Origin of the sequence: Pelotomaculum schinkii, assembly GCF_004369205.1 — a bacterium.
Lineage (GTDB): Bacteria > Bacillota > Desulfotomaculia > Desulfotomaculales > Pelotomaculaceae > Pelotomaculum_C > Pelotomaculum_C schinkii.
In genome coordinates this window covers 1,804,830-1,830,723 of sequence record NZ_QFGA01000001.1, presented here as the reverse complement: position 1 = coordinate 1,830,723, position 25,894 = coordinate 1,804,830, and the positions used below count along the sequence as shown (strand labels likewise).

The window sequence follows — 25,894 nt, the reverse complement described above, 5'->3', positions numbered from 1 at the left end:
GCTTTTTTACTGTTTTTTGATATATTTTTTTAGTAAAAAAATATTGCATAATGAGGATGATTATAGTAAAATGACATCGGCAATATAGCAGTATATTTTTTTGCAGGGCTAACCCACCGAAAGGTGGGGGCGCAAAGCCAACGGACCTAAAGCATGGAAGCTAGGGTGGCTGGGTTGCTAATAAAGGTTGCAGCAACTTAGCCGTTTTTATTTGACCAGTGAGCCAGAAAAAGAAGCCTTTTTCATAAATAATATACATAAACTAATAATAGGGCTAACCCGCCGAAAGGCGGGGGCGCAAAGCCGACGGGCCTAAAGCATGCGAGCTAAGGCGGCCGGGTTGCTGATAATCATTTTGCAATCCGGCTTTTTATTGTTGAAAAGAAAAACATTTTATGTAGGAGATGGATAATTATGATAAAATAATTTACAATCTAAAATATTAACAGGGGGTCATTGGCAGTGGGAGAGGAAAAGGTGCCGAAAACAGCTTTGGGGAAAGCAATATCCGTTATTGGCGTCACTGTTTGTGCATTTCTTGTGTTGGTTTTGATCGTTAATGTAACGTTTATTGTAAGGTCATACATATATCCGGATAAGGTCCCTGATTTTTTTGGGTATAAGCCCTTTATCGTCCTCTCCGGTTCCATGGAGCCGACAATTCTGGCGGGAGACCTTATTGTGACCAAGGTAGTAGCGCCGGAGCAAATTGTCAAAGACGATATTATCGCCTTCCGCGCCGCGCAGAACACGGTCGTTACCCACAGAGTGACCGACGTCCGGACTGAGGACGGTTTAACCTTTCTCACCAAGGGCGACGCTAACACCGGCGCTGACGCCAAGGCGGTGAGCGTGGCGGACCTGGAGGGCATCTACCTCTGGCGCGCCGCCGGGGTCGGCAGGTTTGCCATGTTCCTGCAGACGCCTCTCGGAATGCTGCTTTTTGTTATAACACCTCTCTGCTTGTTTATCGTTTACGATATAACGTCGCGCAACAGGCGCAACAGGAAAAAAGCGGATCGCGAAGCTCAGCTGGAAGCGGAACTGGCGGCGCTGCGGGCGGCAAAGGGCGGAGATAAAAAAATTGAATTATAGTAAAATGTTAACCCCTATTTATTTTTAAGGGCTAACCCGCCGAAAGGCGGGGGCGCAAAACCGACGGGCCTAAAGCAAATCAGCTATGGCGGCCGGGTTGCTGAAATGTAGCAACCCGGCCGTTTTTTTAAATACACTAAAAATTTAATTAATTGATGAATTGAGAGGAGTGATGAGCGGCGCCAAGGTCAAAGCGGCAAAATGCACTCATCTAGCACGGAAGGAATTTATCCAAAGAAACGGCCTAAAAAAATAAATGAGGGAAGGAATGATAAACCAATGAAAAACCCGGGCAAAACCGTCAGAGCCGCCGTACTGCTGCTGGTGCTCTGCATGATTTCCACAGCAATGATGGGCGGCACCTTCGCCAAGTATACCAGTGAGTATGATGGGGAGGATATGGCTCTGATTGCCAACTGGACACTGACACCCACTGTGATCAGAGGAGCAGGAGAAAATACAATAACATACGACCTCGGTGACGCTGACCTTGATTTATTTTCCCACACAAAGAATCATATGCTGAGGGAAGATGGACACCCTATCATCGCACCCGGCGTTGATGGCGATTTTGTTCTCAACATTGCAAACACAGGTGATGTCGCAGCTGAGATGACTTTCGATTTTGCGGTTAATGACGTTTCAGTTACTGATAATGAGATAACAATTGCAGATGTTCCTCCTATTGAGTATTCTCTAACAGGGAATGATGACTGGTGCAATCTATATGATCTTAAAGACAGACTTAAAAATGCAGCTTCAGCAGGAGAAGGTTTTAGCCCGATGAGTAATGTACCCCAAACAAATGGCAAGGCGAAAGCGACAGTGTATTGGAGATGGCCGTATGAAGCCTCCACGACTGTATATACTGATTCTACAGATGTAAATGACACCACTCTGGGCACTAATTCTGCCATAGATGACCGTACAGAATACAAACTAACTATTACCGTGAAAGCAACACAAATTAATCCTAATCTTTAGTAGATACACCTATCCACCTATAAGGAGAGCCTTCGGCTCTCTTGCGGAAGACGCAAAGCGCGCGCATTTGCGTCTTCCGCAAGAGAGTTATATGAGCATAGCGCTGCAGCCTAACTCTGCAACAGGAACCGGCCATGTAGGTGCGATTTCAATCGCACACGGCGCGGCAGCGCCGGACTTGTATGGATCTGCGCTAAAAGAGTGCGAATGAATCCGCACCTGCATTTCTTCCGGAAGGGAGTCATATAAGATTAATTCTGCCAGCCTTAACTCTGCACCGGAAACCGGGGTGATATCGTGGATCAGGCGATGAATAGCGAGAATGCGGAGCGAAGGCGCAAAAACTTCATCCTGGCGGTCATCATCACCATCATCGTGGTGTACGCCGCCGTGCCGACCTACGGGATCATCCGTGACATCAGCACGGGCGGGCATGTTTTTGTTTTGAGATCAAACCTGCCCGATGTGCAGGTGAAACGCCCCGTCCTGGGGTTTATCGGCAGGCTGTATCACTTTTTTTCCCCGCAGGAGGAGGTTACGGTCCCTGTTGAGCAGCGCATTGATTTAATGGGCCGGGTCGTCTACACCGACGGGACACCCTTTGCCTACGGGCTCATTGAGTTCCGCAGCGACCCGCGCTATACCAGGACAGACAGCCAGGGCTACTTCATCTTTATTGACGTCGACGAGGGTTCCCATACCATCAGCGTCCTTGACGAAGCCGGCAACGTGCTTGCAAGCTGCAAGGTCGATATTGAAAGGACGGCCGGGACCGAGGACGCGGAACTCGTCCGTCTCCCCGACGGTACCATTGTCTTTCAAGTGGCGGTGCATGTCAAGGTGCTGGAGATCACCATTTATCTTAAAAAGGGGGAGGACGGAAAGGTCACAGGTATTGACCGGATCGAGCTGGGAGCTGCTCCCGCGGGAACGCCGCAGTCAATCAACCCGGCCAACCCAGCCGATCTTGAGAATCCAGTCAATCAAGTCAATCCTTACAATCCTGTCAACCCGCCTGTGCAACCGGACACCCCTGTTCCTGCCGGCGGCGGTGGCAGTGGTGGAGATGGCGGTGGTGGCGGATCGACGCCTTCACCTTTCGATTTTGACGTTTTGGACACGGCTACGACCGCCTCATACGGTACGGCCGGCGCGGTAAGCGTCAATATATTCGGCGCCAACAAGCGCATAGCCCCCGGCATGAGCGGCAGCTATAAGTTCACGGTGGATAACACGGGCAACAGGTACGCAACCTTTTATGATCTAACCTTTACAGCGGCCGACACGCTTCCCGCGGCGCACAAAATCCCCATGCGCTTTCGCCTGAAAGCAGGCGACGTATACGTCGCCGGAAATGAGACGGCATGGTGTGCGCCGGAAGAGCTTTATCAGGACACGGCCGTGGCGGGCGGCAGGAATGTGAAATACACGCTGGAATGGAATTGGCCGGATGGCCCTAATGATAACGATTATGCCGCCTATGGCGGCAATCCGGCCTATTCTTACAGCCTTATGATCAAAGTCACAGCGCAAGCCGGGTAACAGGAGGCCTAAACTTATTGAGACCAAAGCACAAAGAGATGTTGGTTAACTGTGTAAAGTATCTGCCGCTCGGGTTATTGGCGCTGCTGATCCTGATAAACCTCTGCCTGGGTGTCAATAAAGCCGTAACCCATGCTCCGGCGCCGAAGATTTTTGGCTTTTCGCAACTTGTTGTTTTATCCGGCTCCATGGAGCCAGCCATATATCCCGGCGATGTCATAGTTATCCGCGAGCAGGCTGCCGATCAATACAAGGTCGGCGATGTCGTCACCTATTTACACGGGACAAACGCTTTTACCCACCGCATTGTCAGCGAGGAAAACGGCGTGTTTACCTTGAAAGGCGATAACAACAATGCCGCCGATGAATTTTTAACAGCAGATAAGTTTGCGGGTAAAATGGTCTTGCGGATCCCCAAAATCGGCCTGGCCGTTGTCGTCTCCAAAAAACCGGCAGGCATGGCGGCGCTGGTTTTGCTTTTGGTCCTTGGCGTTTATGGCGGGGACTTGTATCGAAAAGCCCGGGTAAGAATGCAACAAAAATGAGGTGATGATATATGAAGATCAGTAAAATACTGATGGCGCTTTTGGTGGCTGTAGTAATTACGTCTTCAAATATAGTATCATCGACCATGGCAAGATATACCGATGTGTATTCCGGCGGCGATGCGGCGCTGATTGCCAAATGGAATCTCGGAGCAAGAGGCGAAGATGATATTGACGGCGAGTTCTACAACAAGGGGTTTACCTTTGATTTATTTAATGGACAAAGTATTAAACCGATGGATTTCGGTGAAAAATCTTTTACCTTCAGAGGCGGCGGCTCCGATGTCGCCATGACTTATGATGTGAAAATGAACGCGGCCGACTTGATGCAGCTGACTACCGCGGAGACCAAAGCTACTATCGCCACCGAAGCAGGCCAGGATGTCTTCGCGCCCTTTATTTTCAAAATTACGGCTGAAATAAGCGACGGCGCGACCGACACTGTGCCCACTGTGTTTTCTCCATATACCGGCTCGTCTCCATATTATGGCACGGGTTGGTTCAGGCCAAAGGACGTCACTGCCGATGAGGACGGATATTTCAGTATTTTTTCGGGAACGCCCAACTTTTCCGCGGGCAGCAACGACGAGGTTACAATCACTGTTTACTGGCAGTGGAACACGTCCTATTATATCAATGATACAAATATTGCCGCAGTGACGGCGCCCCATGTGGTGCCGGCGGATCCTTCCACGGAGATTGCCGGCAGATATCTGCCCTACTATCAGGATGCATATGATGAATATTACGGCCCGGGAGGCCTGCTGGACCGGTACAATGCCGCGGCAAACGCGGTCGAAGACTATTTGGCGGTCCACGGAAGCCCGAACGCCGACGGGACCTGGCCCCCGCATGATATTGCTGCGGATACGCCCTGCACCCTGTCGGATGCCGAGCACTTTGCGCAATACCATGGGCTGATTCTGGCTGCCAACGAGGCTTTGACCGCCTGCCAGACCTCGCTTTTGGCAGCCTATGACGATTACGATACTTTTGCCGTCAACGCCCTGCAGGCCAGGGAATCGGTTAAGGTGCTGTTCCGCGTCAGCGGGGAGCAAGTAGCGCCTCAATAACAAACCACCCATGATAGATAATTAGATAATTGAAAGGCGCGCCGGAAATGAGAGCAAAGCGGGAAAAGAGACTGAAGCTGAATATAAGGTTAAAGCAGTTGTATTACTGTTTTATATACCTGTTTATCGTGTCGCTTGTGGTTACAGGTGTTTCATTTTCACGCTTCAGCTCGGTGATAAACAATACAGGCGCTGAAAACAGCAGTGATCCGGGTTCGGGTTCGACGACGCCGGATATTGAGTTTTCAACATGGGCCATCGATTATGAAGCCGCCACGTTTTATTTCAACGACATGGCGCCCGGAGATACAAAAACTATTGCGATATGGATAAGCAACAAGAACAGCTCCGGAACGGTCAGCGGCTATAACCAGGACGTTACCCTGGAACTGAAAACCACCGGCAACCTTCCTTTAAACTACACGCTGCAAAAAGAGGGGGGAGCCGCCGTTGCCTTCAACCGTCTCGGCAACCGTTATGTCAGTGAGAGCCAGTCGTTCACGGCCAACGTGGAAGAAACAAAGGCTTATGTACTGACGGTCTCCTGGCCGGGCGGGAGCAATCATTACCGGTACAGAAACGAGATAGATTATATCGTACTGAAGCTTACAGCCGTGCAGGCATAAAAAAGGTGGATAAATCATGCGCAGCAAGCGATTTGATCCGGCAAAGGTTTACCGGGCAAAAAAGCTGAAATTAACGGTTGTTGCCATCGCCGCGGCTTTGTTGATCGGTTCCTTTTACACGATTTCGTGGGCGAGCTATATTTACTCGGCCGTTATGAAAACATATATCGCCACCACCGAGGGCGACTTTTATTTCACCAGCGACCTTTTGACAGACGCGGCGGACGTACCGGTGTATCATATCACGCACGACTGGCATACGGCGGCGACGATCAGCTTTGAGCTCAGGAATTATGAAAATCAGCTCAATGTTTCGGATCGACAGATCACATATATCGCCGCGGCGGCGCCGTCGGGCAGCAGTGTTAACGGCGCAATTGACCCGGCCGGTGCGGTGGGACAGAGCCAGGCAGTCAGCCTGACTGTGCCTGCGCCGGCCAACACGGGCGCGCCCCTGGAAGTGCTGGTGACCGCAGCCTCGTCTTATCCCTATGCCAAAACGCTGCGAGGCAGGTTTATCATCTCCCCTGCGGTTTCCTATACTGTGGCGGAAAACACAGGCTCGCCTGTGGCCGCCCTGAAAATTACACTGGCCCAAAGCGCGCAGCAGGCCCGGGCGGTAACCATTACCTGGCAGGACGGCGCCGCTCCCGACATGACCAACCCCATCGTGCTCAACGCCACAAGTATCGATTTGGCAAATAAAACTCTTACGACTTCTCTCAATACGGCGGCGCTCTATGAACTGGTTTTTTTTAAGGACAGCGCGGAGGACAATTATACCGGTGTAACGGCGACAGGAGTATAACTATGAATAAAAAACTGAAGAACAAAATAATGGCTGTCCTTTTGTGCTGCGTCTGGCTTCTTTCGCCCGTGACGCCTGTTCCGGTGTATAAAAATATGACCGCCCTGGCCGCCGGCCCTTTATGGGACGGGACTGTTGCTACAAGCTTCGCCGGCGGGACGGGAACCGAGGCGGACCCCTATTTAATCAGCGACGGCGCGCAGCTTGCCTATTTTTCGCAATGCGTCAATAGCGGTACAACCTATGCCGGCCAATATATCAGGCTTACCCAGGATATTCTCTTAAACGAGATGAACGCCGACGGCTCCTTTGTGTCCAAGAAGCCAAAAAAATTCCAGAGTATCGGGACCTCGAACAAGCGTTTTCAGGGCTATTTTGACGGGTACGGCAACGAAGTAACCGGTCTGTATGTCAACGAATCCTGGCCCGACTACTGGGGGCTGTTTGGCTATGCCGGCGACGGAAGCGTGATCCGGAACGTAAGTATATCGGGAAGTGTAAAAGGGAGAAATTATACGGGAGGTGTGGCCGGCTACACCAACGGAGTGATTGCCGGGTGCGCCGTCAATGCCGCGGTGACCGGCGGAGAGAGCTATGCGGGGGGTATCGCCGGATATGCCGCGGTTAACAGCGAAATAACCGACTGCACCGTTTCAGGAACCGTGCAGGGAAGATATTATGTTGGCGGTGTGGCCGGCCGGACAGATGTGAGTATAACGGACTGTACCGTGGACGGTACAGTGACGGCATTGGAGAATTATGCGGGGGGCATAGCCGGATATGCTGCCGGCGCTGATAATGAAATAACTAACTGCACTGTTTCAGGAACTGTCCAGGGAAGATATTATGTCGGAGGCGTGGTTGGCCGCATAGAGGGAGGAGATATAACAGGATGCAGCGTCGGCGGCACGGTGAAAGCACAGGAGAATTACGCGGGAGGCGTGGCCGGATATGCCGCCGACCAGAGTGTAGTGAGTGACTCCTCTGCTTCAGGCTCCGTATCGGGCAGATATTATGTGGGCGGCGTGGCCGGCAGGACGGATGAGACTGTAACGGGGTGCAGCAGCGATTGCACGGTGACGGGGATTGAGAATTACATAGGCGGCGTGGCGGGGTATGCCGACACGGACAGCGAAGTGAGCAACTCCTACGCTTCCGGAACCGTATCGGGAAGGTATTTCATAGGCGGCGTGGCGGGCTACACAGACGGCCTGATCACGGTTTGCGTCAACAGTGGCGCGGTGACAGGGATTGAGGGCTACATAGGCGGCGTGGTCGGATACGCGGACAGCAGCAACACCGTGAGCAATTGCTTTAATGAAGGGGCGGTAGCCGGACGTGACTCAATAGGCGGAATAGCGGGAGCCGGGAACTGGACCGGCGATGAATCCACCATACACAACAATTTAAGTACGGGCAGTGTGACAGGCAGCACCAATGTGGGGGGGATAGTCGGCTCCTCGCAGGCGCCCTTAGATCCCGATGACGCCTGGAACAACTATTACATCAACGCTCCGGCTGGAACAGGAGGCGGCGATGTCCCGGAAGAGGACGGCGCGGTTCCCATCGGTGATATGTCCTGGGAAGAAGTTGTCGATCGGTTGAACAGTAACAACCCTGCGGGCGATGACGTATGGTCGGAGGATGAGAACGGTATCCCGGTGCCCGGAATATTTGTGCCGCACGATGCGGTGGAAATTGTAAACGCAAACATAAAAGAAGGCAGGCATTATACCGCCGCGCTGCTGGGAACCGGCACGTCGGCGGCCGTCACTTCGGACAGTGTTTTTACGGCGGCCTTCAGCATGCGTTATAACGAAACCTATCACCTGGAAACCCAAACCATTGGCCTGGCAAATGAAGGGACGGTGGTCCCGCTGCCGGCCAATACCTCGATTATTATGCTGGTTGACGGTGTGTACTATTATAAAAACCTTGCGGCGGAATTGGGAACAAGGCTGGCGCTGGGTGAATTTATAAAGATGGGCAGCGCAACGGAAAACTATGCGCCTGCAGAACCGGTACCGGCTGGAACTGAAAAGGAATACCTGTTTATCTTTGATTTTTCAAAAACAGCGCCTGGCATCGCCTCCGGCGCCTACAAAGTGGAGCTCCTGACCGCCGCCGGTACTTCTGCGGGCGCTATGCCGTCTGTCACGGTGGCGGGCGTCAACGCCTATTCGCTCACCGCAAGCGGGGAAAACGGCTCGGTTCATATCAACCTTTCCAGGACGCCGGTTGAAGGCTATGACTATAAGACCGACGGGAAGAGTTACGCTTGTGAATTACAGTTGGAACGGGGCGGAGTAACGGTGCCCTTTCCTATAGGCGCGAAGATCAATGGAGCCGCCGTTACCTCAACCCTGCCTTATGTCTTTACGGCGGCGGCGTTTGGCGATAATAACGTTTCCATTGATATGTCTGGTTGTGCGGCTCCGTTTGCCCCGGGGAGCTATGATCTCCGGATGAAGGCCTATGCCTGTACAGCTGCTGCGACTCCCCGCGACGGCTATCTGCTGGCAGGCGGCGGGACCACCCTGGCGGTGGCGGCGCCCGGCCAATACGCCATAAGAGCAAGGGCCGCGGCAAGAGTCTTTGACAAATCGGCTGCCGCCGTCCCGGTCGTTTTTAACATAGAGACGCTGGGTTCCGGCGCTGTAAAGTCGACCCTGCAGCGCAAATACGGAGCGTCTTATGTCAATATGGCCGGCCAGACGGACCTGCCGGTGAGCATAACCGGCGGCGGCGCCACCCTGACCGTCCCCGCCGGCTGCGAAAACGGGACCTACCGCTTTGTGCTGACACTCTACGACAATAATGCCGCCCCGAGAGCGCAGTCCGCAGAAAGCGTAATTATTAAGTAAAAGAGAAAGAGGAAGCAGGGGGACGGTTCTTTTGCTTCCTTTTTTCTCGAAAAAAGGAAGCAAAAGAACCGTCCCCCTGCTTCCCTCCTTCGGAAATCAGGGCTTGGCGGAGAGGATTTGGCCGGCACGGTCGCTCTTTGCGGCGTCATATGCGGCTCTGGCCCTGACGGCCGCGTCCACCGGCAAGGAGTTTGCCCGCAGCTCGTTCTCGAAGGCGTCCAGGATGGCGTACATCTTTGCGTCACACTCGGCCTCGAGGGCTTGGCCGGCGGCGTAATACTTGTTGGTCAGCGGTGTGATACCGGCATTGGGGTCGGCTTTTTTGGCCGCCTGGTAATCGCCGGCGGCGGACGCGAGCAGGCTGTTTAACCTGCTTTCGTAGCTGGAGCCGGTGGACTGCAGCCTTGCTGTGTATTTCTGTTCGATTTGGGCCTGCAGGGGATTTTGCGCAGGGGAAGTCTGTGGTCCGGACGTTTCCCCGCCCTCGCTGCCGCCGGAAGCTCCGCCTGTTGAGGACGCCGGGTCCCCGCCGTCGCTTGTTCCGCTTCCGCCCGGAGCGGATGTCTGCGTGCCGGGAGGGCTTTGCTGCTGGTGCTTCGCCTGGTTGTAAAAAAACACTGCGGCGCCTAGAGAGGCAGCGGTAATCAAGATAAGGACCGTGATCAGCAGTTTTCTTTTCATCATCAAGAAGCCCTCAATTCTTTTCAAGGTAGTTGCCACGCGCTGTCGCGGCGCCGCGTATCATGAAAACACCAGCCGATGCAGGCGCCAGTTTAATCGGATTCACATATTCATATTTTAGCATACTTTTGACACCTGCAAAGACGGCTGCCTGTTCGTATCTAAAAATAAAAGGTTGTATGGACCGCAAATATTTGTTTGGGGGCAGGGACAAAGTGTTTTAAACATTTTACCTGCCCTAAAATTTTTTTCAAGGTATTATTCTTTAGTATGGCAAATTCAAAAACTTTGTCGATATTAAGCTGGATGTATCATATTTTAGTCAATCCGCCAAAAAAGGATAATTTATCTGGCATATTGAATAAACAATTAGTGTGTTTTACAAAGAACTTATCTATCGACAAAAAAAACAATGTTTTATATGCTTTCCAGTCCTTTCACGCTCATTTTCTGCAAAAATTAACGACAGGCTCAGGGCCATACCAAAACAGTGAAAGAAGTGAACCAGATGCTGCCTGTGTGGATGGATTTTTATCTTTTCTGCATATTGTTGGCGCTTTTCATTTATGCGCTAACGGTAAACAACATCACAACCCTGCACAAAGCATATTTAGCCTTTCACTCTTTGATGATGCTGTGGCCGAGCTGTAATTTCATCATTAACATAACCCCTGATCAGCAGCTGCAGTGGTTTTTTCTGAATGTGGCGTTCATTGGCCTTAGTTTTTTGGGCTTCGGCTGGCTGATGTTCTCTTTGGTGTTGACCAGGAAATTTTACGGTTTGAAAAGGTCCTTTTTTTACCTGTCGGCAGCGCCTGCCGTCCTGTGCTCAATACTGGCGACAACCAACCCATGGCATTTCATGTTTACGCAATCAAGCGGCGGCGGATGGGCGGTCCGTACATACGGCTCTTTATTCTGGTTCTTTTTTATCTCCGGTTTGGGCTATTTATTAGTTTCCACCGTCTTGATATTTAAGACTGCTGTAAATGCGGCTGAAGGCAACATGAAAAAGCAGGTATCTCTTTGCATGTGGGGCGTTGTAATCTTAATAATATTTTCTCAATTGGATATTCTTTTCAACGTGGCGTTTTTCCCGCTTTTCGGGGTTGTCCCCGGTTTGACTTCCTGCGGGATTGTATTGTCGGCCGTTTGTTTTGTAATCGCAATCAATAGGTACGACTTGTTCCGGATTGTAAACATCGCCCAGCGTGAGGTTATAGACAGCATGGCTATAGGCATGTTCGTCATAGATAAAGACGGAATAATTCTTGATCTTAACAAGAGCGCAACGAGATTTTTAAAGACGCAGGCAGGCCGGAATTTCGAGATGAAGGGCCTCTTACAGCTTTCTGAAGCAGACGGCCCCGATAGTATTTTTTTGGAGGAGTATAATACCAACAAATTAAAAAGTCTGCAAGCCGAAGTGAAAATCATAGGTGAGCAAACTGTGCATGTATCCATCCATGTGTCTCCGGTGCTTGACGGCAAAAAAAATCTTTTGGGACGGATCATAACTTTGAATGACGTTACCGAATTGCGTAGTTTGCTCGAGCAGAATAATGAAAATAATGCGATCCTCCGGCAGCAAAACGAGGAATTATTGCGGATCCAGGAAGAGCTTTACGACGTTAATCAGAAACTTGAAAAGGCTACGATAACAGACGATTTGACTGATTGTTACAACAAGCGATACTTGATGCAGCAGGTGGCGTACGAGATTTTGGTTTCTCAGCGTTATAATATTCCATTTTCAATCTTGCTTATAGATGTAGATAATTTTAAGCTTATCAACGACGCGTACGGACACCTGATCGGAGATAATGTCCTGCGCAGTGTCGTTGAGGCTATAAAAAGCAAGCTCCGCCGTTCGGATATTCTGGCCAGGTTCGGAGGGGATGAATTTATCATATATGTGCCGAACACGGATAGGAAGGGCGCTGTTATCCTTGCCGAAAAAGTGAGAAGCGCCATAGAGAACCAATGGATCAGTTCCTCCAGAGGGGATTTGCGCGTAACTGTCAGCGTCGGCCTTGTCAGCGTCAAGGCCGGCGCCGGGATATTCGGCAGCCCTGAGGACTTTTTGGAAGAGCTGCTGGCGCGGACGGACCGGGCGCTTTATGATTCCAAGGCAAACGGGCGAAACTGTGTGGTGTCTGCGGAATGACAAATGAGGTTTGTGTAGTATGTATAAAATAATGCACAAAAACATTATTTATTTATGAGTTTGCGTCAATAGAAATGTTTGCCTGTTTGCGATAATATGATAATGCAGTAATGTTTTTGCCATTTATTCTCTTTCCTCCTGCCTTTTGGGGTGGGATCTTTTTTTGCCCTGATAACTCAGGCCCCGGGTACGGTGGTGCGCCTGAGCCGCAGCTTGCTTATTTCAACGAGGACCAGCGGGATTAAACTTAAGCCAAGGACAAACGCCCAGTCGGAGGGCCGGAGCATGGCGGTGTCAAATACGCTTCTCAGAAACGGTGTCAGGATCACGATGAACAGCGCCGCGGCTGATACCACGAACGCATAGATCATACTGCGGTTGCTGCCTAACCCTAAGGTAAACAGAGACTGCTCCGCACTCCGGACGTTAAAGGAATGCGCCAGCTGCGACATGGCCATGGTAACAAAGGCCATGGTGTGCGCTTCCTGCAGGGTCCGGCCCCAGCGCAGAGCGAGCCAGTAAGCCGCCAGGGAGAGGACCCCGATCATAAGGCCCTGCCATAAGATCATGGCGCCTACACCCCCGGAAAATATACCCTCTTTGGGATTCCGGGGAGGCCTCTCCATGATCCCCTTTTGGGGCGGTTCCAGACCAAGGGCGAGGGCGGGAGGCCCATCGGTAACCAGGTTCAGCCAGAGGATCTGGATCGGGCTTAAAGGGCTCCCCAAACCAAGCAGCAGGCTCGCAAAAATGGCGGCGATTTCTCCGGTATTGCAGGAAAGCAGGTACTGTATGGAACCGCGGATATTGTTATAGATGGTCCGGCCTTCCTCCACAGCCTGTACAATAGTGGCAAAATTATCGTCCTGCAGGACTATGTCCGAGGCTTCCTTGGCCACCTCAGTGCCGCTGATCCCCATGGCGGCGCCGATATCGGCCCTTTTTAGCGCCGGGGCGTCGTTGACCCCGTCGCCGGTCATCGCTACAACATGGCCGTGGTATTTCAACGCCTCCACGATACGCAGCTTGTGTTCGGGGGATACCCTGGCGAAGACTGCAACCCGGTTTACCGCTCCTTTTAATTGTTCTTCATTCATTTGTTCCAGTTGGTCGCCGGTCAGGCTGCCGTGACCCGGCTGCAGCATCCCCAGTTCTGCGGCGATGGCCGCGGCTGTATCCCTGTGGTCGCCGGTGATCATGATCGTGCGGATGCCTGCCCTGCGGCACCTCGCCACCGCTTCTTTGGCTTCAGGGCGAGGGGGGTCCTGCAGGGCGAAGAAGCCGATGAGAGTCAACTCCCGCTCCGCATTTTCCGGCGCCAGGCTCCAGGGGACTTCCTGCCACCGCCGGGTGGCGAGCGCCAGTACACGCCGCCCCTGTGAGGCCAACCGGGAATTGATTTCTAAAAGCTCCCTGCGTTTTCCCTCATCAAGTACGATAGTGTCCTCCCGCAGCAGCACGTGCGTGCAGCGTTGGATAACCACATCCGGCGCCCCTTTGGTAAAGGACCGGATAAACCCCTCCATGCGGTGGAAGGTCGTCATCATCTTGCGGTCCGAATCAAAGGGGATCTCGGCGACCCGGGGGCTTGTTTGACGCGACGCCGCTCTGGTCAAGCCTGCTTTAGCCGCGGCTACCACCAGCGCCCCTTCGGTGGGATCTCCAATTACCTGATAACCTTTTTCCGTAGCCTCTACTTGGGCGTCACTGTTTAAAAGGCCGCCAAGCAGGGCCAAATTCAGGCTGCCGCCGGCCGCGGGCGAGACCCCGGAGCCGTCCTGGTCCAGCAGCTCCCCTTCAGGCGCGTAGCCGGTTCCGGTTATTTGAAACATCCTGCCGTCCGCGTAGACAGAGGTAACAGTCATTTCATTTTTCGTCAGGGTACCGGTTTTGTCGGAGCAAATCACGGTCGCCGTGCCCAGGGTCTCGACAGCGGGGAGCTTTCTGATAATCGCCCTCTGGCGGCTCATCCTGGTCACACCCAGGGCCAGCACAATGGTTACGACCGCGGGCAGCCCCTCGGGGACTGCCGCTACGGCGAGGCTGATGGCCACCATAAACATTTCCAGCAAATTTTCGCCGCGCCAAAGCCCGATCGAGAATACCATCACCACGATAGCCCCCGCGGCAAGCCCCAATATTTTACCCAGCTTGGCCAAACGCTGCTGCAAAGGAGTTGGTTCTATCTCCGCCTCGTCAAGCAGCCGGGCGATCCGTCCCAGCTGGGTCTTCATGCCTGTTTCCACTGCAACCGCTTTGGCCCGCCCGCCGGTTATGGTGGCGCCCATGAACAGCATGTTCTTCCGGTCCCCTAAGGAGACCTGCCCGGCCTTAATAACTTCCGGATCTTTTTCCACCGGCACGGACTCTCCGGTCAGGGCTGATTCGTTGGCGCGCAGGGAGGCGGCCTCGATCAGCCGCAAGTCGGCCGGGACCGAATCACCCGCGTCCAGTAATACCAAATCACCTGGGACCAATTCCTCGGCGTTCATCTGGATAACCTTGCCGTCCCGCACCACTTTGGTGGACGGCTTGGTCAAGTCCTTCAACGCTTTGAGGGCATGTTCGGCTTTGTTTTCCTGAATGACGCCGATGATGGCGTTAAGGATGACGATGATCAGGATTACGACGGCGTCCTCCCATTCGCCGAGGACGCCCGAGATGACTGCCGCGGCGAGCAGGATCAACACCAGGATCTCCTTCATCTGGGCGGCAAACATGGATAACAGGCCGCGGGGAGGCTTTTTTTTCAGGGCATTGGGTCCGTGGACCCGCAAACGTTCAGCAGCTTCGATGGCCGAAAGCCCTTGTCCGGGGTTGGTCCCGAGCGCATCGCAGGCTTCTTGAGCCTCAAGGAAATACCACTTCTTATCTTCCATATACCCTCCGGCAATTAGGGGATGTCTATCTATACTATAATTATGGCTTATTTCCGTCATATTTAAAGAAAGATTATAGAAAAAAGGCAAGAAAAACGAGCCGTCCCATACAGGTTAATTGTAAATTAAAATAATTGATGTATTTTGTAGTATTTTGTAGAATATTTTGTATTAGCATTAGGAAGGAATTTATGGCCTGCTTGTGAAATAAATAATTTGTTATTTAAAGCAGTATAACGTCGATAGCGGCAGAAAGGCATGGTGGGATCTGGATTGAGCATTATGAGTGGCTTTTGCCAGATCAGCCCGGCAGGGTTATGTGTATATTCAAATGAACAGACCAGCAGTATTACGGGCTATTCTTCAGAGGAAATGCTGGGTATGGGGTGGGTGAAGGCCATCCACCCGGAAGATCGGCATAGAGTTGTTGCCAAATGGAAAAAGTGCAATGCCAACCGGGACACTCTTGGAACTAGTTTCCGGTTGTTGCGCAAGGATGGTGAAGTAGTCTGGGTGATCGGACAAATTGCGCCCTTTCTGGCCGAAGACCACAGAGTCCTGGGATATATAGCTACTCTTTCTGACGTCACCGGCAGAAAAAAGGCTGAAAAAGCGCTGCAGTTGTCTGCGGAAAGGTTCTCCAAAGCCTTTAATGCCAGCCCAAGCATGATGGCTATATACAGGCTTGCGGATGACAGGTTTGTTGACGCGAATAACAGCCTTTTAGAGGCTGCCGGGTATAGCCGCGCAGAGTTCGTAGGGCGTACGGTTACAGATTTACCGTTTTGGGTGGAAGAAAAAAATACTCGCAACAGTATAACCGGCCTGCTGCAGGGAAAGGAAACGGTGCATAATCTCGAGGGCCGTTTCTTGACGAAAACAGGTGAAGTCCGCATCGGGCTCGTGTCGGCGGAGGTAATTGAACTGAACAGTGAGCCTTGCATGTTTGTAGCGATCAATGACATTACTGAACAAAAACGGGCGGAAGCGGCTATAGAAGTAGAACGCCGGAGGTTGTTTACCGTCCTGCACAATCTGCCTGCCAACATTGCGCTTGTAGAACAGGACTATTCCGTCCGTTTTGCCAACAACTGCTTCTGTGAGAGTTTTGGTGATTCCTCCGGCAAGTACTGTTATGAGGCTCTTTATGGGAGAGAAACACCGTGTGAGGCCTGCCGGATAGATAAGATTTTTCAGGAACGGGTTTCATGTAAATGGGAGCAGGTCCATAACGGCCGCCCCTACCAGTTATACGGGTATCCCATTCATGATATTGACGGGACTCCGCTGGCTTTAACTATGTCTATCGATATTTCCGAACTCAAGCAGTTGAAGGAAGAGATGCTGCGGCTGGACCGACTGAACCTGATCGGCGAAATGGCGGCCGGCATCGGACATGAAATCAGGAACCCGATGACCACCGTGCGGGGTTTTCTGCAGTTTCTGGGGGCTAAGAAGGCGTGCGCCGGGTATAAGGACTTTTTTGACCTGATGATTGAAGAACTGGACAGGGCGAACGCCATTATCACGGAATACCTGTCCCTGGCCAAAAACAAAAACATCGAGCTTAAGGAGCAAAACCTTAATTTTATCGTGAAAAGCTTATTCCCGATCATACAGGCCGACGCCATGCTGGCCGACAAATATGTCGCATTGGTGTTGGGGGATATACCGGCTTTACCCCTGGATGAAAAAGAGATCCGGCAATTGATCTTAAACCTTGCCCGCAATGGGCTGGAAGCCATGGCGTCCGGCGGCACTCTCACAATCAGGACGTATAGCGACGCCGACAAGGTCGTTTTGGAGGTGCAGGACAAGGGACAGGGTATCGCCCCTGACGCGCTTAAAAAACTTGGGACGCCCTTCTTTACCACCAAGGATAAAGGCACAGGCCTGGGGCTGGCGGTGTGTTACAGTATTGCGACCAGACACAAGGCCAAGATTGAGGTGAAAACCGACTCCGGGGGATCAATTTTTGTTGTGCGGTTTCAAAGGAAGAGCCCGGTAGCGCCTCAAATGAATTAACACGCAAGCAGCCGCATGAGCATGATGAAGAACAGAGCCGCTGTCTCCGGTAAGGGACAGCGGCTCTGCGTCTGCATGGCCTGTCAACCATCGCACAAAAGCGCGTCGCGCCGCACTTGGTGATCTAAGGTAACCTTTGTGCGAATAAATTCGCACCTGCATTTTGGGGGATCGGTTCGTATGTCTGACTCTTGTTTTCAGAGTCGTTCCACACGCCGCTATCGCGGCGCCACGTATCATGAAAATACCAGCCGATGTAGGTGCGATTTCAATCGCACACGGCGCGCCGGCGCCGAACTTGTTGTAGCTGATGTAACATTTGTGCGAATGAATTCGCACCTACATTTTGGGGGATTCGCTCTGTGAGCTGAACAGCGGTACAGTTATTTTCAGGGTAGGACTCGTTTTTTTTGTTGTTTTTAGCCTGTCCCGCCGGGGGATAAGCCGCGCGTTTACAGCGTTAAGGGCGGCGGCCCCCTTTCATAGAAAGTCGAGGCCGCCCTACGGTTGGAGGATCATAGCGATCCCGGTCATATTTTCCATTAAATGTAAAATTGTCCGGCCAGGAAGCGTATGGTATAATTTGAGCACAACATCAGAGTAATCCTTATTCTTCCAATCAGGGATTTGTTATCCCGGAAAAGTGATGTTTCGCATGAAATAATTTTATAACAATGAAAAGGAGTAGAACAATGAATATACTGGTTACCGGGGGGGCCGGCTATATCGGCAGTCACACCGTTCGCGAGCTTGTTAACAGGGGTCACCAGGTGGTAGTGTTGGACAACCTCACCAGGGGACACCAGGCTGCCGTAAAGGAAGGATTCCTGGTAAAAGGGGACACTTCCGACAGAGCTCTTTTGAAGCAGCTCTTTGCGGAGTTCGAGGTGGATGCCGTCATGCATTTCGCGGCCAGCAGCCAGGTCGGCGAGTCGGTCCGGCTTCCGTCGGACTACTACCACAACAACGTGGTCAAAGGCCTGAACCTTCTGGACGCTATGGTTGAGTCGGAGGTCCGCTATCTGGTTTTCTCCTCTACGGCGGCGGTTTACGGGGAACCGCGGGAGGTCCCCATACCGGAGTCCCATCCCGCCAACCCTACCAACCCCTACGGGGCAACCAAGCTGGCGCTGGAGGGCGCTATGCGCTGGTACGGCGACGCCTACGGCCTGCGCTGGGCCTCTCTGCGCTATTTCAACGCTGCGGGCGCCGATCCGGAGGGAGATATCGGGGAAGACCACACGCCCGAGACGCACCTGATTCCGCTGGTGCTTAAGGTTGCCCTGGGGCAGATGCCCCACCTCGAGGTTTACGGTAATGATTACCCCACGCCCGACGGTACCTGCGTGCGCGACTATATCCACGTCAACGACCTGGCCCAGGCCCATATCCTGGCCCTGGACGCGCTGGCCGGCGGAGCCCCTTCCAGCGCTTACAACCTGGGCAACGGCAACGGCTATACGGTCCTGGACGTTATCAGGACAGCCGGGGAAGTGGTGGGCAGGACCCTGCCTGTCAAATTTACGGCCAGGCGGCCCGGTGACCCGGCCATGCTGGTGGCCGGATCGGACAAGATTAAGAGCGAACTGGGCTGGCAGCCTCTATATCCACGACTGAAAGACATAATTGAAACTGCCTGGCGCTGGCATCTCAGTCACCCCCAGGGCTTTGAAAAGTGAACAGGGCAGTGAGGCGCGGCCTTTTTGTTGTATTAACCATCGCGGTCGGTCTCCTGGCCGCCTTTGACGGCAGCCGGGCAGCTAACCCGGTTGCTGGACCTGCGGCGCTGGAAGGGCGCAATGAGGCCGTAAACAGGCTGGCGGGGCTGAATGAGCAAGAAAGAGCGCTGGTAGCGGAACTCCTGGATTGGGATGTCAGGATAGAGGCCGCGCGGCAGGAACACGAGCGGCTCACCGGTGAAATCCCGGTGGTGCGGCAGGCCCTGGCGGATTCCGAGGCCGGTTTGCAAGTGACCCGCGAGCAGTTGCGCGCGGGCCGGGACAGGCTTGGCCAGTGGGTCAACTTTCTGTACCGCTACGGTCCCGTTGCCTACCTGGAGGTGATCCTGAGTGCGGTGGATTTTAACGATTTTGTAGCAAGGGCGGAATCAGTAAAGACCATCATTATCGGTCAGGTAAGGTTGCTCGAAGAGGTCAGGGACCTGCAGCGCCACCAGGAGGAGCAGGCGGAAACCCTGCGGCAGGCGCAGGCCGGACTTACGGCCAAAATCACGGCCCTGTCTCAAAAGCTTGTCGAAATGGACCGTGACCGGGCCGGGCGGGAAGCTTTTCTGGCGGATCTCAGGCAGCAGTCCACGGGCTTGGCCGACGAGGTGCTCCAGTCTGAAACTGTCCTTTATCAGTCAATTACTTCTCTGCGCTACCTGCTGTCTCACCTGAACTCGCTGCCCTGGAACAGCTTGTCTCCGGAAAAATTTTCGCTGAGCGGGAGAGGTCTGCGGATAGAGTTCGCGGACCAGGAAATAAATAAGGTTTTTTTTGGACAGGATGACCCGAACCTGGCTTCGCTTTCCGTGCGCTCTTCCAGTGGGTTGTTTGCCATCTCCGGCCGCGCTGAAGCCGCTGGTACCGATTTCAGGATGGAAGGCGCCTTTGTGCTGGACGGGGACGGTAAGGTCCGCTTTCAGCCGGCTCGCGTGCTGCTCGCGGGACTGCCGGTAACCAGTGAAGTGCTGAAATATATAGCTTCAGAGCAGAGCCTGTCCGTTGACCTGGGTGATCGCACGCGGGGCTACCGCCTCACAGATATCCGTTCCGAAGAAGGCAAGCTCATTGTGGAACTCTATCAACCGTCCCTGCCGCCTGGACCATGATTACGGCGGCGCATACCAGCGCGCCGCCCAGCACCTGCAGGGGAAAGAGGGCCTCGCGCAGGAAAAGCCAGGCTACCACCGCTGCGATGACCGGCTCCAGCGTGCTGATGATGCCGGCCTTGACGGGGTCCAGGTATTTTAAACCGAGGATGAAAAAGCCGTAAGGCAGGATGGTGGCAAAAACGACGATGTACAGAAAAAACAACCAGTTTGTAATGGAATGCCCGGCCATAGCCTGCCAGGCGGGCAGGTAAAAGCTCCACAACAGGGACCCTGCCGCCGACCCGTAGGTCAAGACTGTCCAGGAGTTGTGGCGGGCCAGACCTTTTTTGCTGTAGATGCTGTAAAAGGCGAAGCCGCAAGCCGAGACCAAACCGCTGATGAGCCCGGCCCGGTTGACCGTCAGGCCGCCGCCCGGGCTTCCGTTTACAATAAACATACCGCCGCAGACGGCCAGGAAGAGGGCGAGGACCTTAAAAAAGTGGGGCCGTTCCTTCAAAAAGACCATACCGTACAGGGCAGCCAGGACCGGGGCCAGGTATTCGAGAAATACCGCGGTGGCCACGTTGGTCTGGCTGATGGTGAAAAGATAAGCAAACTGTACCAGAGCCACGCCGAAACACCCGAAAGTAAGGAAGTAGGGAATATCCGACAGTGATATCCGCAGCAGGGAGCGGTTTGTCGCGGCTAGGTAGAGAAATAAAAGGACAAAGGAAAAGAAAAGCCTGATTGCGGTAAGATCAAAAGGACTAACCTGCTGGTTGAAGATGTGCTTGGCGACCGAACCAGAGACGCCCCACAGGGACGCCGCCAGGACTATCAAAAGCAAGCCGCGCCATTCTTTAGATATTAACAAACCTGTGCCCCTCTCTCTATAACTCGGGGTAAGTTGTACAGAAACTTGGTCAACTCAACTACTATTTTGGCAATGGCCAGGGTGGTGACAGTCACAAGAGAACCGACCGTGACCAGCATGGCTATAGCCGTGGCCGCCCAGCGCGGCAACTTCAGCCGCAATAACAGGTTTACCAATGGCTCCATAATCACGGCGAGAATAAGGCCCAGAAGAAACGGGAGCAAATAGGGGATAACCAGTTTAAAGGCAATTACAGCGATCAACAGGGTGGTGATGAATAAGCCGATATTAATAATAGCGTTCAAGTGTTTCCTGTAAAACTCCTGCAACTGATGATCACCCCACCTAATTATACACGGGCGCAGGTTGAATTTCTTGTAAAAATGTCGAGGAAGATTAAAAAATCCGGTAATTTGGCTTCACCCTGAAAACATTTCGGCCGCTACAATGTTGCTCAAATCAGGTGCGAATAAATTCGCACCCGCATTTAGGGATGAGGAGTTGATGAAGTCTTTAACCTTGTTGATAAACCGGCGCCCGTGGCCCTCTTTTTCAAATCATGAGCACCTGCCAGCAGGTGGTTTTCGTTATACAACAAAACGGCCGGCTGCTGAACAGCCGGCCTTGCCTTTGCGCAACTTAATGCGGCGCTCCCTTAATCGGGCTCAGCCTCGTACTGCGTTATTAGATTATCGAATATCCTCTGCACCGGCAGGATATCTTTGATCTGGCTCACGTTTTTGCCGGCGAAGACCACGCCTTTGTCAATCATGCCCAGTCGCGCGTTCTCCAGCGCCTGGATAATGCAGTACTCCCTGGAACAATCCTTCAGGCACAGTTCACATCCCTGGATCGGGGCGGGGCAGCCGCCCATCACATCGCTCACAAAGGGATTGCGCAACGCCCGGCCTGGCATGCCGACCGGGCTCCGGATAATCATTACATCTTCCGGGTGGGCCTTCAGGTACATTTGTTTAAACGCGTCCGACACCGCGCATTCCAGGCTCAAGACGAAGCGCGTGGCCATTTGGACACCGCTGGCGCCCATCCGCATGACCCTGGCAATGCCGCTGCCGTCTATAATACCGCCGGCGGCAATCACCGGAAGCTTCACGTTGGCGACAATTTCCGGCAGGATTTCAAAGATGGAGCGGTCGGTGCCCAGGTGACCGCCGGCCTCGGCTCCTTCGGCCACCACCGCCGAGGCCCCGGACTTTTCGGCTATTTTAGCCAGCTTGCTGGAAGAAACTATCGATACAATCGGCACTCCGGCGTCCGCGCCCCATTTGAAAATATCGCGCGAGAAGCCTGCGCCGGTTATGATAAGGTCTATTTTTTCATCTATGGCTTCATGCACCAGAGTCGCAAATTGCCGGACGGCAAACATGATGTTGATCCCGATAATACCCTTGGTCAGCCGCCTGGCCTGCCTGATTTCGTTTTTTAATTCCGCCACCGACATCCCGGTCGCTGCTATGATCCCGATCCCGCCGGCGTTGGCAACTGCCGCCGCCAGGGGGGCCGTGGAGACCCGTATGGCCATGCCGCCTTGTATAATAGGATAGCGTGGAATCAGGTTGCCGATTTTTAGCTGTGGAAATTTCATGTTTATGCCTACTCCCTTTGTAGTCCTGATTAGTGCTTAGAACCATAATACATATTTATTTTAACAAATATAAATTAAAATGCAAAAATTTGCTCCAAGTCAATTCAGTTGAATTCCTTAATACTGTCATTATGATGTTATTCGAGGTAAATTGAAGTAATCCTGTACGAGAAAGGAAATATTTCTTATTAATCATCATAGAAGTTAAAATTCATTCGTTAAAGCAGCGCAGCAAAGAATGGAAACATGCAAGTATGGTGTGTTAGCTCCAGGTTTTAAGAGGAGTTAGCCTTAAAGGGTAAACTTTTTCCACTGTCGGGTTGACTCCACATGCTTTGTGGATTTATACTGTATACAAAGAATATTCCTCGTTAGGTGAGGCTTCTGCATAGATCACACGCCACTGCCCGGAAATGTCGAGAGACGCCTACGGGTTAACAGGTACTGCCGGATTAAGGCTTTACTTAATGTGGCTGAGGGTGGTTCCTCTAGCTATGTACGTGCCAAAGCTCAAACGGGTGGGGACAATATGGGTCTTTTTATTTTATGACAAAAACTTCCCTACTCGCGGGGAAGTTTGCTTTTTGTAAACACTCATTTCAGGAAATCTGGGTAATATATGATGAGGGGGTGACCGTGAATGAGCGATATCACCATACTGGGAGAGTTTTTTATAAGTTCGATCCTGGGCCGGAAGATTTCTGACGTCACCGGCCACAAGGTGGGGACTGTGCGGGACCTGGCGGTGCGTTGGGACGCGGTCTGTCCCCGGGTTACCGGGATCAAGTACGGCAAGGGTATCCAGGAGCTCATTCGCGTCTCCGATGTCGCCGAGATCAGCAGCAAAGGGCTGACCTTAAAGGCTCCGTTTGGCGAGAACACCCTGCACACCCTGCAGGAAGACGAAATCCTGGTCAAAAAGTGGCTCCTTGACAAGCAGATCGTCGACATGAAGGGTTCGAAACTGGTCCGGATCAACGATATCAAGCTGTCCTGGGTCCAGCACAAGGTAGACATCGCGCTGATGCTGACTGCGGTGGACGTCGGCGTGCGCGGCCTGATCCGCAGGATCACCGGTTTGGAGCCCAAGACGGAGCGGATTCCCTCCAACCTGGTCGGCTGGCAGTACCTGGAACCGATCCGATCCCGTACCGCCAATATCAAACTGGCGAAGGCCAACGATAAATTCAGCAAGCTGCACCCGGCCGATATTGCCGAAATCATTGAGGACCTGGACCAATACGAACGTCCGGACTTCATCAATACCCTGGACGACCAGACCGCCGCCGAGGCTTTGGGCGAAGTGGATCTGGAAACCCAGGTCGACATTATTGAAACCATGGACAGCGAACGGGCGTCGAGGATCCTGGAGGAAATGGCGCCGGACGAGGCAGCCGACCTGTTGGGCGAACTGACCCGGGAAAAGTCGGACGAACTCTTAAACCTGATGGAGCCGGAGGAAGCGGAAGACGTCCGGGAACTTATGGAATACGAGGACGGCACCGCCGGCGCCCTCATGACGACCGAGTTTATCGCCTTTCAGTTCAACATGACCGCTCAGGAAGCTATCGACAAGCTGCGGGAAGTGGCGCCCTCAGCCGAGATTATCTATTATATGTATGTCCTGGACGATGATGAGAAGCTCTTGGGCGTGGTATCGCTGCGCGACCTGATTATCGCCAGGCCGCCCACCCCCCTGGGTGAGATCATGCAGGACCGGGTTATCAGCGTCATGACTGGTGACGACCCTCGTGATATCCTGGAAGCGATCATGAAGTATGACCTGATTGCCGTCCCGGTCACCAACAAGACCGGCCGCATGGTGGGCATCGTGACCGTGGACGACGCCATGGATTCCATCATCCCGGACCGCAAAAGCCTGGAGAGTTTCTCCTATTTTATAATGCGCAAAGCCTTCGGCCGCAACAGACGCTAAAGAAGGGAAGCAGGGGGACGGTTCTTTTGCTTCCTTTTTCGAAAAAGGAAGCAAAAGAACCGTCCCCCTGCTTCCCTTCGTGCGCTGTTCCCTTATTTTCAGGGTAGGTGAATTCGATGAAACTGACCAACTTGAAAAGAAGCATCATAATGTTTTTCGCGATCCTGGGGCCCGGTATAATTACCGCCAATGTCGACAATGACGCCGGGGGTATCACCACCTATTCTGTGGCCGGCGCTACCTTTGGCTACCAGATGCTGTGGGTTTTTATCCCGATGGTGGTGGCCCTTTTTGTTGTCCAGGAAATGGGCGTGCGCATGGGGGCGGTTACAGGCAAAGGACTGGCCGACCTGATCCGGGAGAAGTACGGTGTCCGCCTGATCCTCTTTGCCATGCTGGGCCTTATCCTGTCGGCGTTGGGCAACACGGTGGCCGAGTTCGCCGGTGTGGCTGCCAGTGTGGAGATATTTGGTGTGAGCAAATACATCTCCGTGCCGGTTTCCGCGCTGGCCGTGTGGTGGTTGGTGGTCAAGGGGACCTACCAGCGGGTGGAGAAGATTTTCCTGGTGGCGTCATTGCTTTATTTTTCCTATATCATTTCCGGTGTGCTGGCGGAACCGCCCTGGGGCACTGTGGCCGCTGAAATGGTTACTCCCCACTTTCAGTTTGAAAGCGGCTACATGGCTATGCTGATCGGCCTGGTCGGTACCACCATCGCGCCGTGGATGCAGTTTTATATCCAGTCGGCCGTGGTGGAAAAAGGCATTACCGTGAAGGAGTACCGGCTTTCACGCCTGGACGTGGCGGTTGGGGTGGTCATGGTCAACGTGGTGGCGGCCTTCATCGTGGTGGCCTGCGCAGCGACACTGCACAAGAACGGCGTCGCCATCGAGACCGCCCAGGACGCGGCCAGCGCCCTGGCGCCCCTGGCCGGCAGCTGGGCCTCCGAGCTGTTTGCCTTTGGCCTCTTCAACGCTTCCCTGTTTGCTGCTTCCATCCTGCCGCTTTCCACGGCCTACCTTATCTGCGAGGCCCTGGGCTTTGAGGCCGGGGTGGACAAGACCTGGGGGGAGGCGCCGGTGTTCTATGGCCTGTACACTTTCCTGGTTGTCATAGGCGCCGGAGTTATCCTGCTTCCCAATGTGCCCTTGATCCCGATCATGCTCTGGTCGCAGGTCATCAACGGCATACTGCTGCCGCTCGTGCTGATCTTCATGCTGGACCTGATCAACGATCCGGACCTGATGGGCGAACACGTCAATTCAAAGTTTTTCAATGCAATCTCCTGGCTTATCACCGTAATCATGATTGTCCTGACCGCGCTGCTGGTGGGCGTCTCCATCTACCAGGGCCTTTTCCAATAAGGAAGCAAGG

Annotated in this window: 20 protein-coding genes and 4 riboswitches; of the genes, 15 read left to right on the top strand and 5 right to left on the bottom strand. The window is 53.1% G+C overall.

Features of this window, described 5'->3' with window-relative positions:
- The first annotated feature begins 96 nt into the window (after positions 1-96).
- Positions 97-182: riboswitch (cyclic di-GMP riboswitch) on the top strand.
- Positions 183-262: 80 nt separating this feature from the next.
- Positions 263-348: riboswitch (cyclic di-GMP riboswitch) on the top strand.
- 114 nt (positions 349-462) lie between these two features.
- The 8 genes from Psch_RS08450 (at position 463) to Psch_RS08415 (ending at position 9,537) form a co-directional block, all read left to right on the top strand.
- Entirely contained in the window at positions 463-1,095 is a 633-nt protein-coding gene (locus tag Psch_RS08450) for a signal peptidase I (protein ID WP_243123989.1), read from the top strand.
- A gap of 19 nt (positions 1,096-1,114) precedes the next feature.
- A riboswitch (cyclic di-GMP riboswitch) is annotated at positions 1,115-1,200 on the top strand.
- A gap of 174 nt (positions 1,201-1,374) precedes the next feature.
- Complete coding sequence (locus tag Psch_RS08445) at positions 1,375-2,079, top strand: hypothetical protein (RefSeq protein WP_190239872.1); 705 nt, start codon at positions 1,375-1,377, stop codon at positions 2,077-2,079.
- A gap of 297 nt (positions 2,080-2,376) precedes the next feature.
- Positions 2,377-3,621 (top strand): hypothetical protein, encoded by a 1,245-nt coding sequence (locus Psch_RS08440; RefSeq protein ID WP_190239871.1) that lies wholly within the window; start codon positions 2,377-2,379, stop codon positions 3,619-3,621.
- Between the two features lie 17 nt (positions 3,622-3,638).
- Complete coding sequence (locus Psch_RS08435; RefSeq protein ID WP_190239870.1) at positions 3,639-4,166, top strand: signal peptidase I; 528 nt, start codon at positions 3,639-3,641, stop codon at positions 4,164-4,166.
- A gap of 11 nt (positions 4,167-4,177) precedes the next feature.
- Positions 4,178-5,239 carry a hypothetical protein gene (locus Psch_RS08430; protein WP_190239869.1) on the top strand — a complete coding sequence of 354 codons (1,062 nt, stop codon included), beginning with the start codon at positions 4,178-4,180 and terminating at the stop codon, positions 5,237-5,239.
- A 47-nt stretch (positions 5,240-5,286) separates the two neighbouring features.
- A complete protein-coding gene (locus Psch_RS08425; RefSeq protein ID WP_190239868.1) occupies positions 5,287-5,865 on the top strand; it encodes a hypothetical protein in 579 nt (192 codons plus the stop codon).
- Between the two features lie 16 nt (positions 5,866-5,881).
- Positions 5,882-6,673, top strand: coding sequence for a hypothetical protein (locus Psch_RS08420; RefSeq protein ID WP_190239867.1), 792 nt, complete (start codon positions 5,882-5,884; stop codon positions 6,671-6,673).
- Between the two features lie 2 nt (positions 6,674-6,675).
- Positions 6,676-9,537, top strand: coding sequence for a GLUG motif-containing protein (locus tag Psch_RS08415; protein WP_190239866.1), 2,862 nt, complete (start codon positions 6,676-6,678; stop codon positions 9,535-9,537).
- Positions 9,538-9,633: 96 nt separating this feature from the next.
- Here Psch_RS08415 and Psch_RS08410 read toward each other — a convergent pair whose 3' ends face one another.
- Positions 9,634-10,245, bottom strand: a complete 612-nt coding sequence (locus Psch_RS08410; RefSeq protein WP_190239865.1) for a hypothetical protein — start codon at positions 10,243-10,245, stop codon at positions 9,634-9,636.
- A gap of 243 nt (positions 10,246-10,488) precedes the next feature.
- Here Psch_RS08410 and Psch_RS21110 point away from each other — a divergent pair, with 243 nt between their 5' ends.
- A complete protein-coding gene (locus tag Psch_RS21110) occupies positions 10,489-10,869 on the top strand; it encodes a hypothetical protein (RefSeq protein ID WP_243124051.1) in 381 nt (126 codons plus the stop codon).
- Positions 10,766-12,385, top strand: a complete 1,620-nt coding sequence (locus tag Psch_RS08405; protein WP_243124046.1) for a histidine kinase N-terminal 7TM domain-containing diguanylate cyclase — start codon at positions 10,766-10,768, stop codon at positions 12,383-12,385. Before Psch_RS21110 ends, Psch_RS08405 begins: the two co-directional genes overlap by 104 nt.
- Before the next feature lie 176 nt (positions 12,386-12,561).
- On the opposite strand, the gene Psch_RS08400 is transcribed toward Psch_RS08405, so the two are convergent.
- On the bottom strand, positions 12,562-15,264 hold the full coding sequence (locus Psch_RS08400) for a calcium-translocating P-type ATPase, SERCA-type (RefSeq protein WP_190239863.1): 2,703 nt from the start codon (positions 15,262-15,264) through the stop codon (positions 12,562-12,564).
- Between the two features lie 282 nt (positions 15,265-15,546).
- Between Psch_RS08400 and Psch_RS08395 the strand changes: the two genes are divergently transcribed.
- The 3 genes from Psch_RS08395 (at position 15,547) to Psch_RS08385 (ending at position 20,122) form a co-directional block, all read left to right on the top strand.
- Positions 15,547-17,289 carry a PAS domain S-box protein gene (locus Psch_RS08395; RefSeq protein WP_243124045.1) on the top strand — a complete coding sequence of 581 codons (1,743 nt, stop codon included), beginning with the start codon at positions 15,547-15,549 and terminating at the stop codon, positions 17,287-17,289.
- A 692-nt stretch (positions 17,290-17,981) separates the two neighbouring features.
- A complete protein-coding gene (galE, locus tag Psch_RS08390) occupies positions 17,982-18,968 on the top strand; it encodes a UDP-glucose 4-epimerase GalE (protein WP_190239861.1) in 987 nt (328 codons plus the stop codon).
- A complete protein-coding gene (locus Psch_RS08385; RefSeq protein WP_190239860.1) occupies positions 18,965-20,122 on the top strand; it encodes a coiled-coil domain-containing protein in 1,158 nt (385 codons plus the stop codon). The genes galE and Psch_RS08385 overlap by 4 nt, the downstream gene beginning before the upstream one ends.
- On the opposite strand, the gene Psch_RS08380 is transcribed toward Psch_RS08385, so the two are convergent.
- From Psch_RS08380 to Psch_RS08370, 3 genes are all read right to left on the bottom strand, one after another.
- Positions 20,079-20,978, bottom strand: a complete 900-nt coding sequence (locus Psch_RS08380; RefSeq protein WP_243123988.1) for a DMT family transporter — start codon at positions 20,976-20,978, stop codon at positions 20,079-20,081. The two genes, Psch_RS08385 and Psch_RS08380, sit on opposite strands and share 44 nt — an antisense overlap.
- A complete protein-coding gene (locus tag Psch_RS08375; RefSeq protein WP_190239859.1) occupies positions 20,972-21,283 on the bottom strand; it encodes an AI-2E family transporter in 312 nt (103 codons plus the stop codon). The genes Psch_RS08380 and Psch_RS08375 overlap by 7 nt, the downstream gene beginning before the upstream one ends.
- A 350-nt stretch (positions 21,284-21,633) precedes the next feature.
- The gene (locus tag Psch_RS08370; RefSeq protein WP_134218748.1) at positions 21,634-22,584 is read right to left on the bottom strand and encodes an NAD(P)H-dependent flavin oxidoreductase; all 951 of its coding nucleotides are present in this window, start codon (positions 22,582-22,584) and stop codon (positions 21,634-21,636) included.
- A 360-nt stretch (positions 22,585-22,944) separates the two neighbouring features.
- A riboswitch (M-box (ykoK) riboswitch) is annotated at positions 22,945-23,114 on the top strand.
- Between the two features lie 110 nt (positions 23,115-23,224).
- Between Psch_RS08370 and Psch_RS08365 the strand changes: the two genes are divergently transcribed.
- Together Psch_RS08365 and Psch_RS08360 are read left to right on the top strand one after the other, a co-directional pair.
- Positions 23,225-24,520: a magnesium transporter MgtE N-terminal domain-containing protein gene (locus Psch_RS08365; RefSeq protein ID WP_134218747.1), complete on the top strand. Its 1,296-nt coding sequence runs from the start codon at positions 23,225-23,227 to the stop codon at positions 24,518-24,520.
- Positions 24,521-24,636: 116 nt separating this feature from the next.
- Positions 24,637-25,884, top strand: coding sequence for an Nramp family divalent metal transporter (locus Psch_RS08360; RefSeq protein WP_190239858.1), 1,248 nt, complete (start codon positions 24,637-24,639; stop codon positions 25,882-25,884).
- Positions 25,885-25,894 lie beyond the last annotated feature (10 nt).

Bases quoted from the DNA above. Each gene is read 5' to 3' on its own strand.
- Psch_RS08445 (WP_190239872.1), top strand. From the start codon at position 1,375: ATGAAAAACCCGGGCAAAACCGTCAGAGCCGCCGTACTGCTGCTGGTG.
- Psch_RS08430 (WP_190239869.1), top strand. From the start codon at position 4,178: ATGAAGATCAGTAAAATACTGATGGCGCTTTTGGTGGCTGTAGTAATT.
- Psch_RS08425 (WP_190239868.1), top strand. From the start codon at position 5,287: ATGAGAGCAAAGCGGGAAAAGAGACTGAAGCTGAATATAAGGTTAAAG.
- Psch_RS08420 (WP_190239867.1), top strand. From the start codon at position 5,882: ATGCGCAGCAAGCGATTTGATCCGGCAAAGGTTTACCGGGCAAAAAAG.
- Psch_RS08415 (WP_190239866.1), top strand. From the start codon at position 6,676: ATGAATAAAAAACTGAAGAACAAAATAATGGCTGTCCTTTTGTGCTGC.
- Psch_RS21110 (WP_243124051.1), top strand. From the start codon at position 10,489: ATGGCAAATTCAAAAACTTTGTCGATATTAAGCTGGATGTATCATATT.
- Psch_RS08400 (WP_190239863.1), bottom strand. From the start codon at position 15,264: ATGGAAGATAAGAAGTGGTATTTCCTTGAGGCTCAAGAAGCCTGCGAT.
- Psch_RS08395 (WP_243124045.1), top strand. From the start codon at position 15,547: ATGAGTGGCTTTTGCCAGATCAGCCCGGCAGGGTTATGTGTATATTCA.
- galE (WP_190239861.1), top strand. From the start codon at position 17,982: ATGAATATACTGGTTACCGGGGGGGCCGGCTATATCGGCAGTCACACC.
- Psch_RS08370 (WP_134218748.1), bottom strand. From the start codon at position 22,584: ATGAAATTTCCACAGCTAAAAATCGGCAACCTGATTCCACGCTATCCT.
- Psch_RS08365 (WP_134218747.1), top strand. From the start codon at position 23,225: ATGAGCGATATCACCATACTGGGAGAGTTTTTTATAAGTTCGATCCTG.
- Psch_RS08360 (WP_190239858.1), top strand. From the start codon at position 24,637: ATGAAACTGACCAACTTGAAAAGAAGCATCATAATGTTTTTCGCGATC.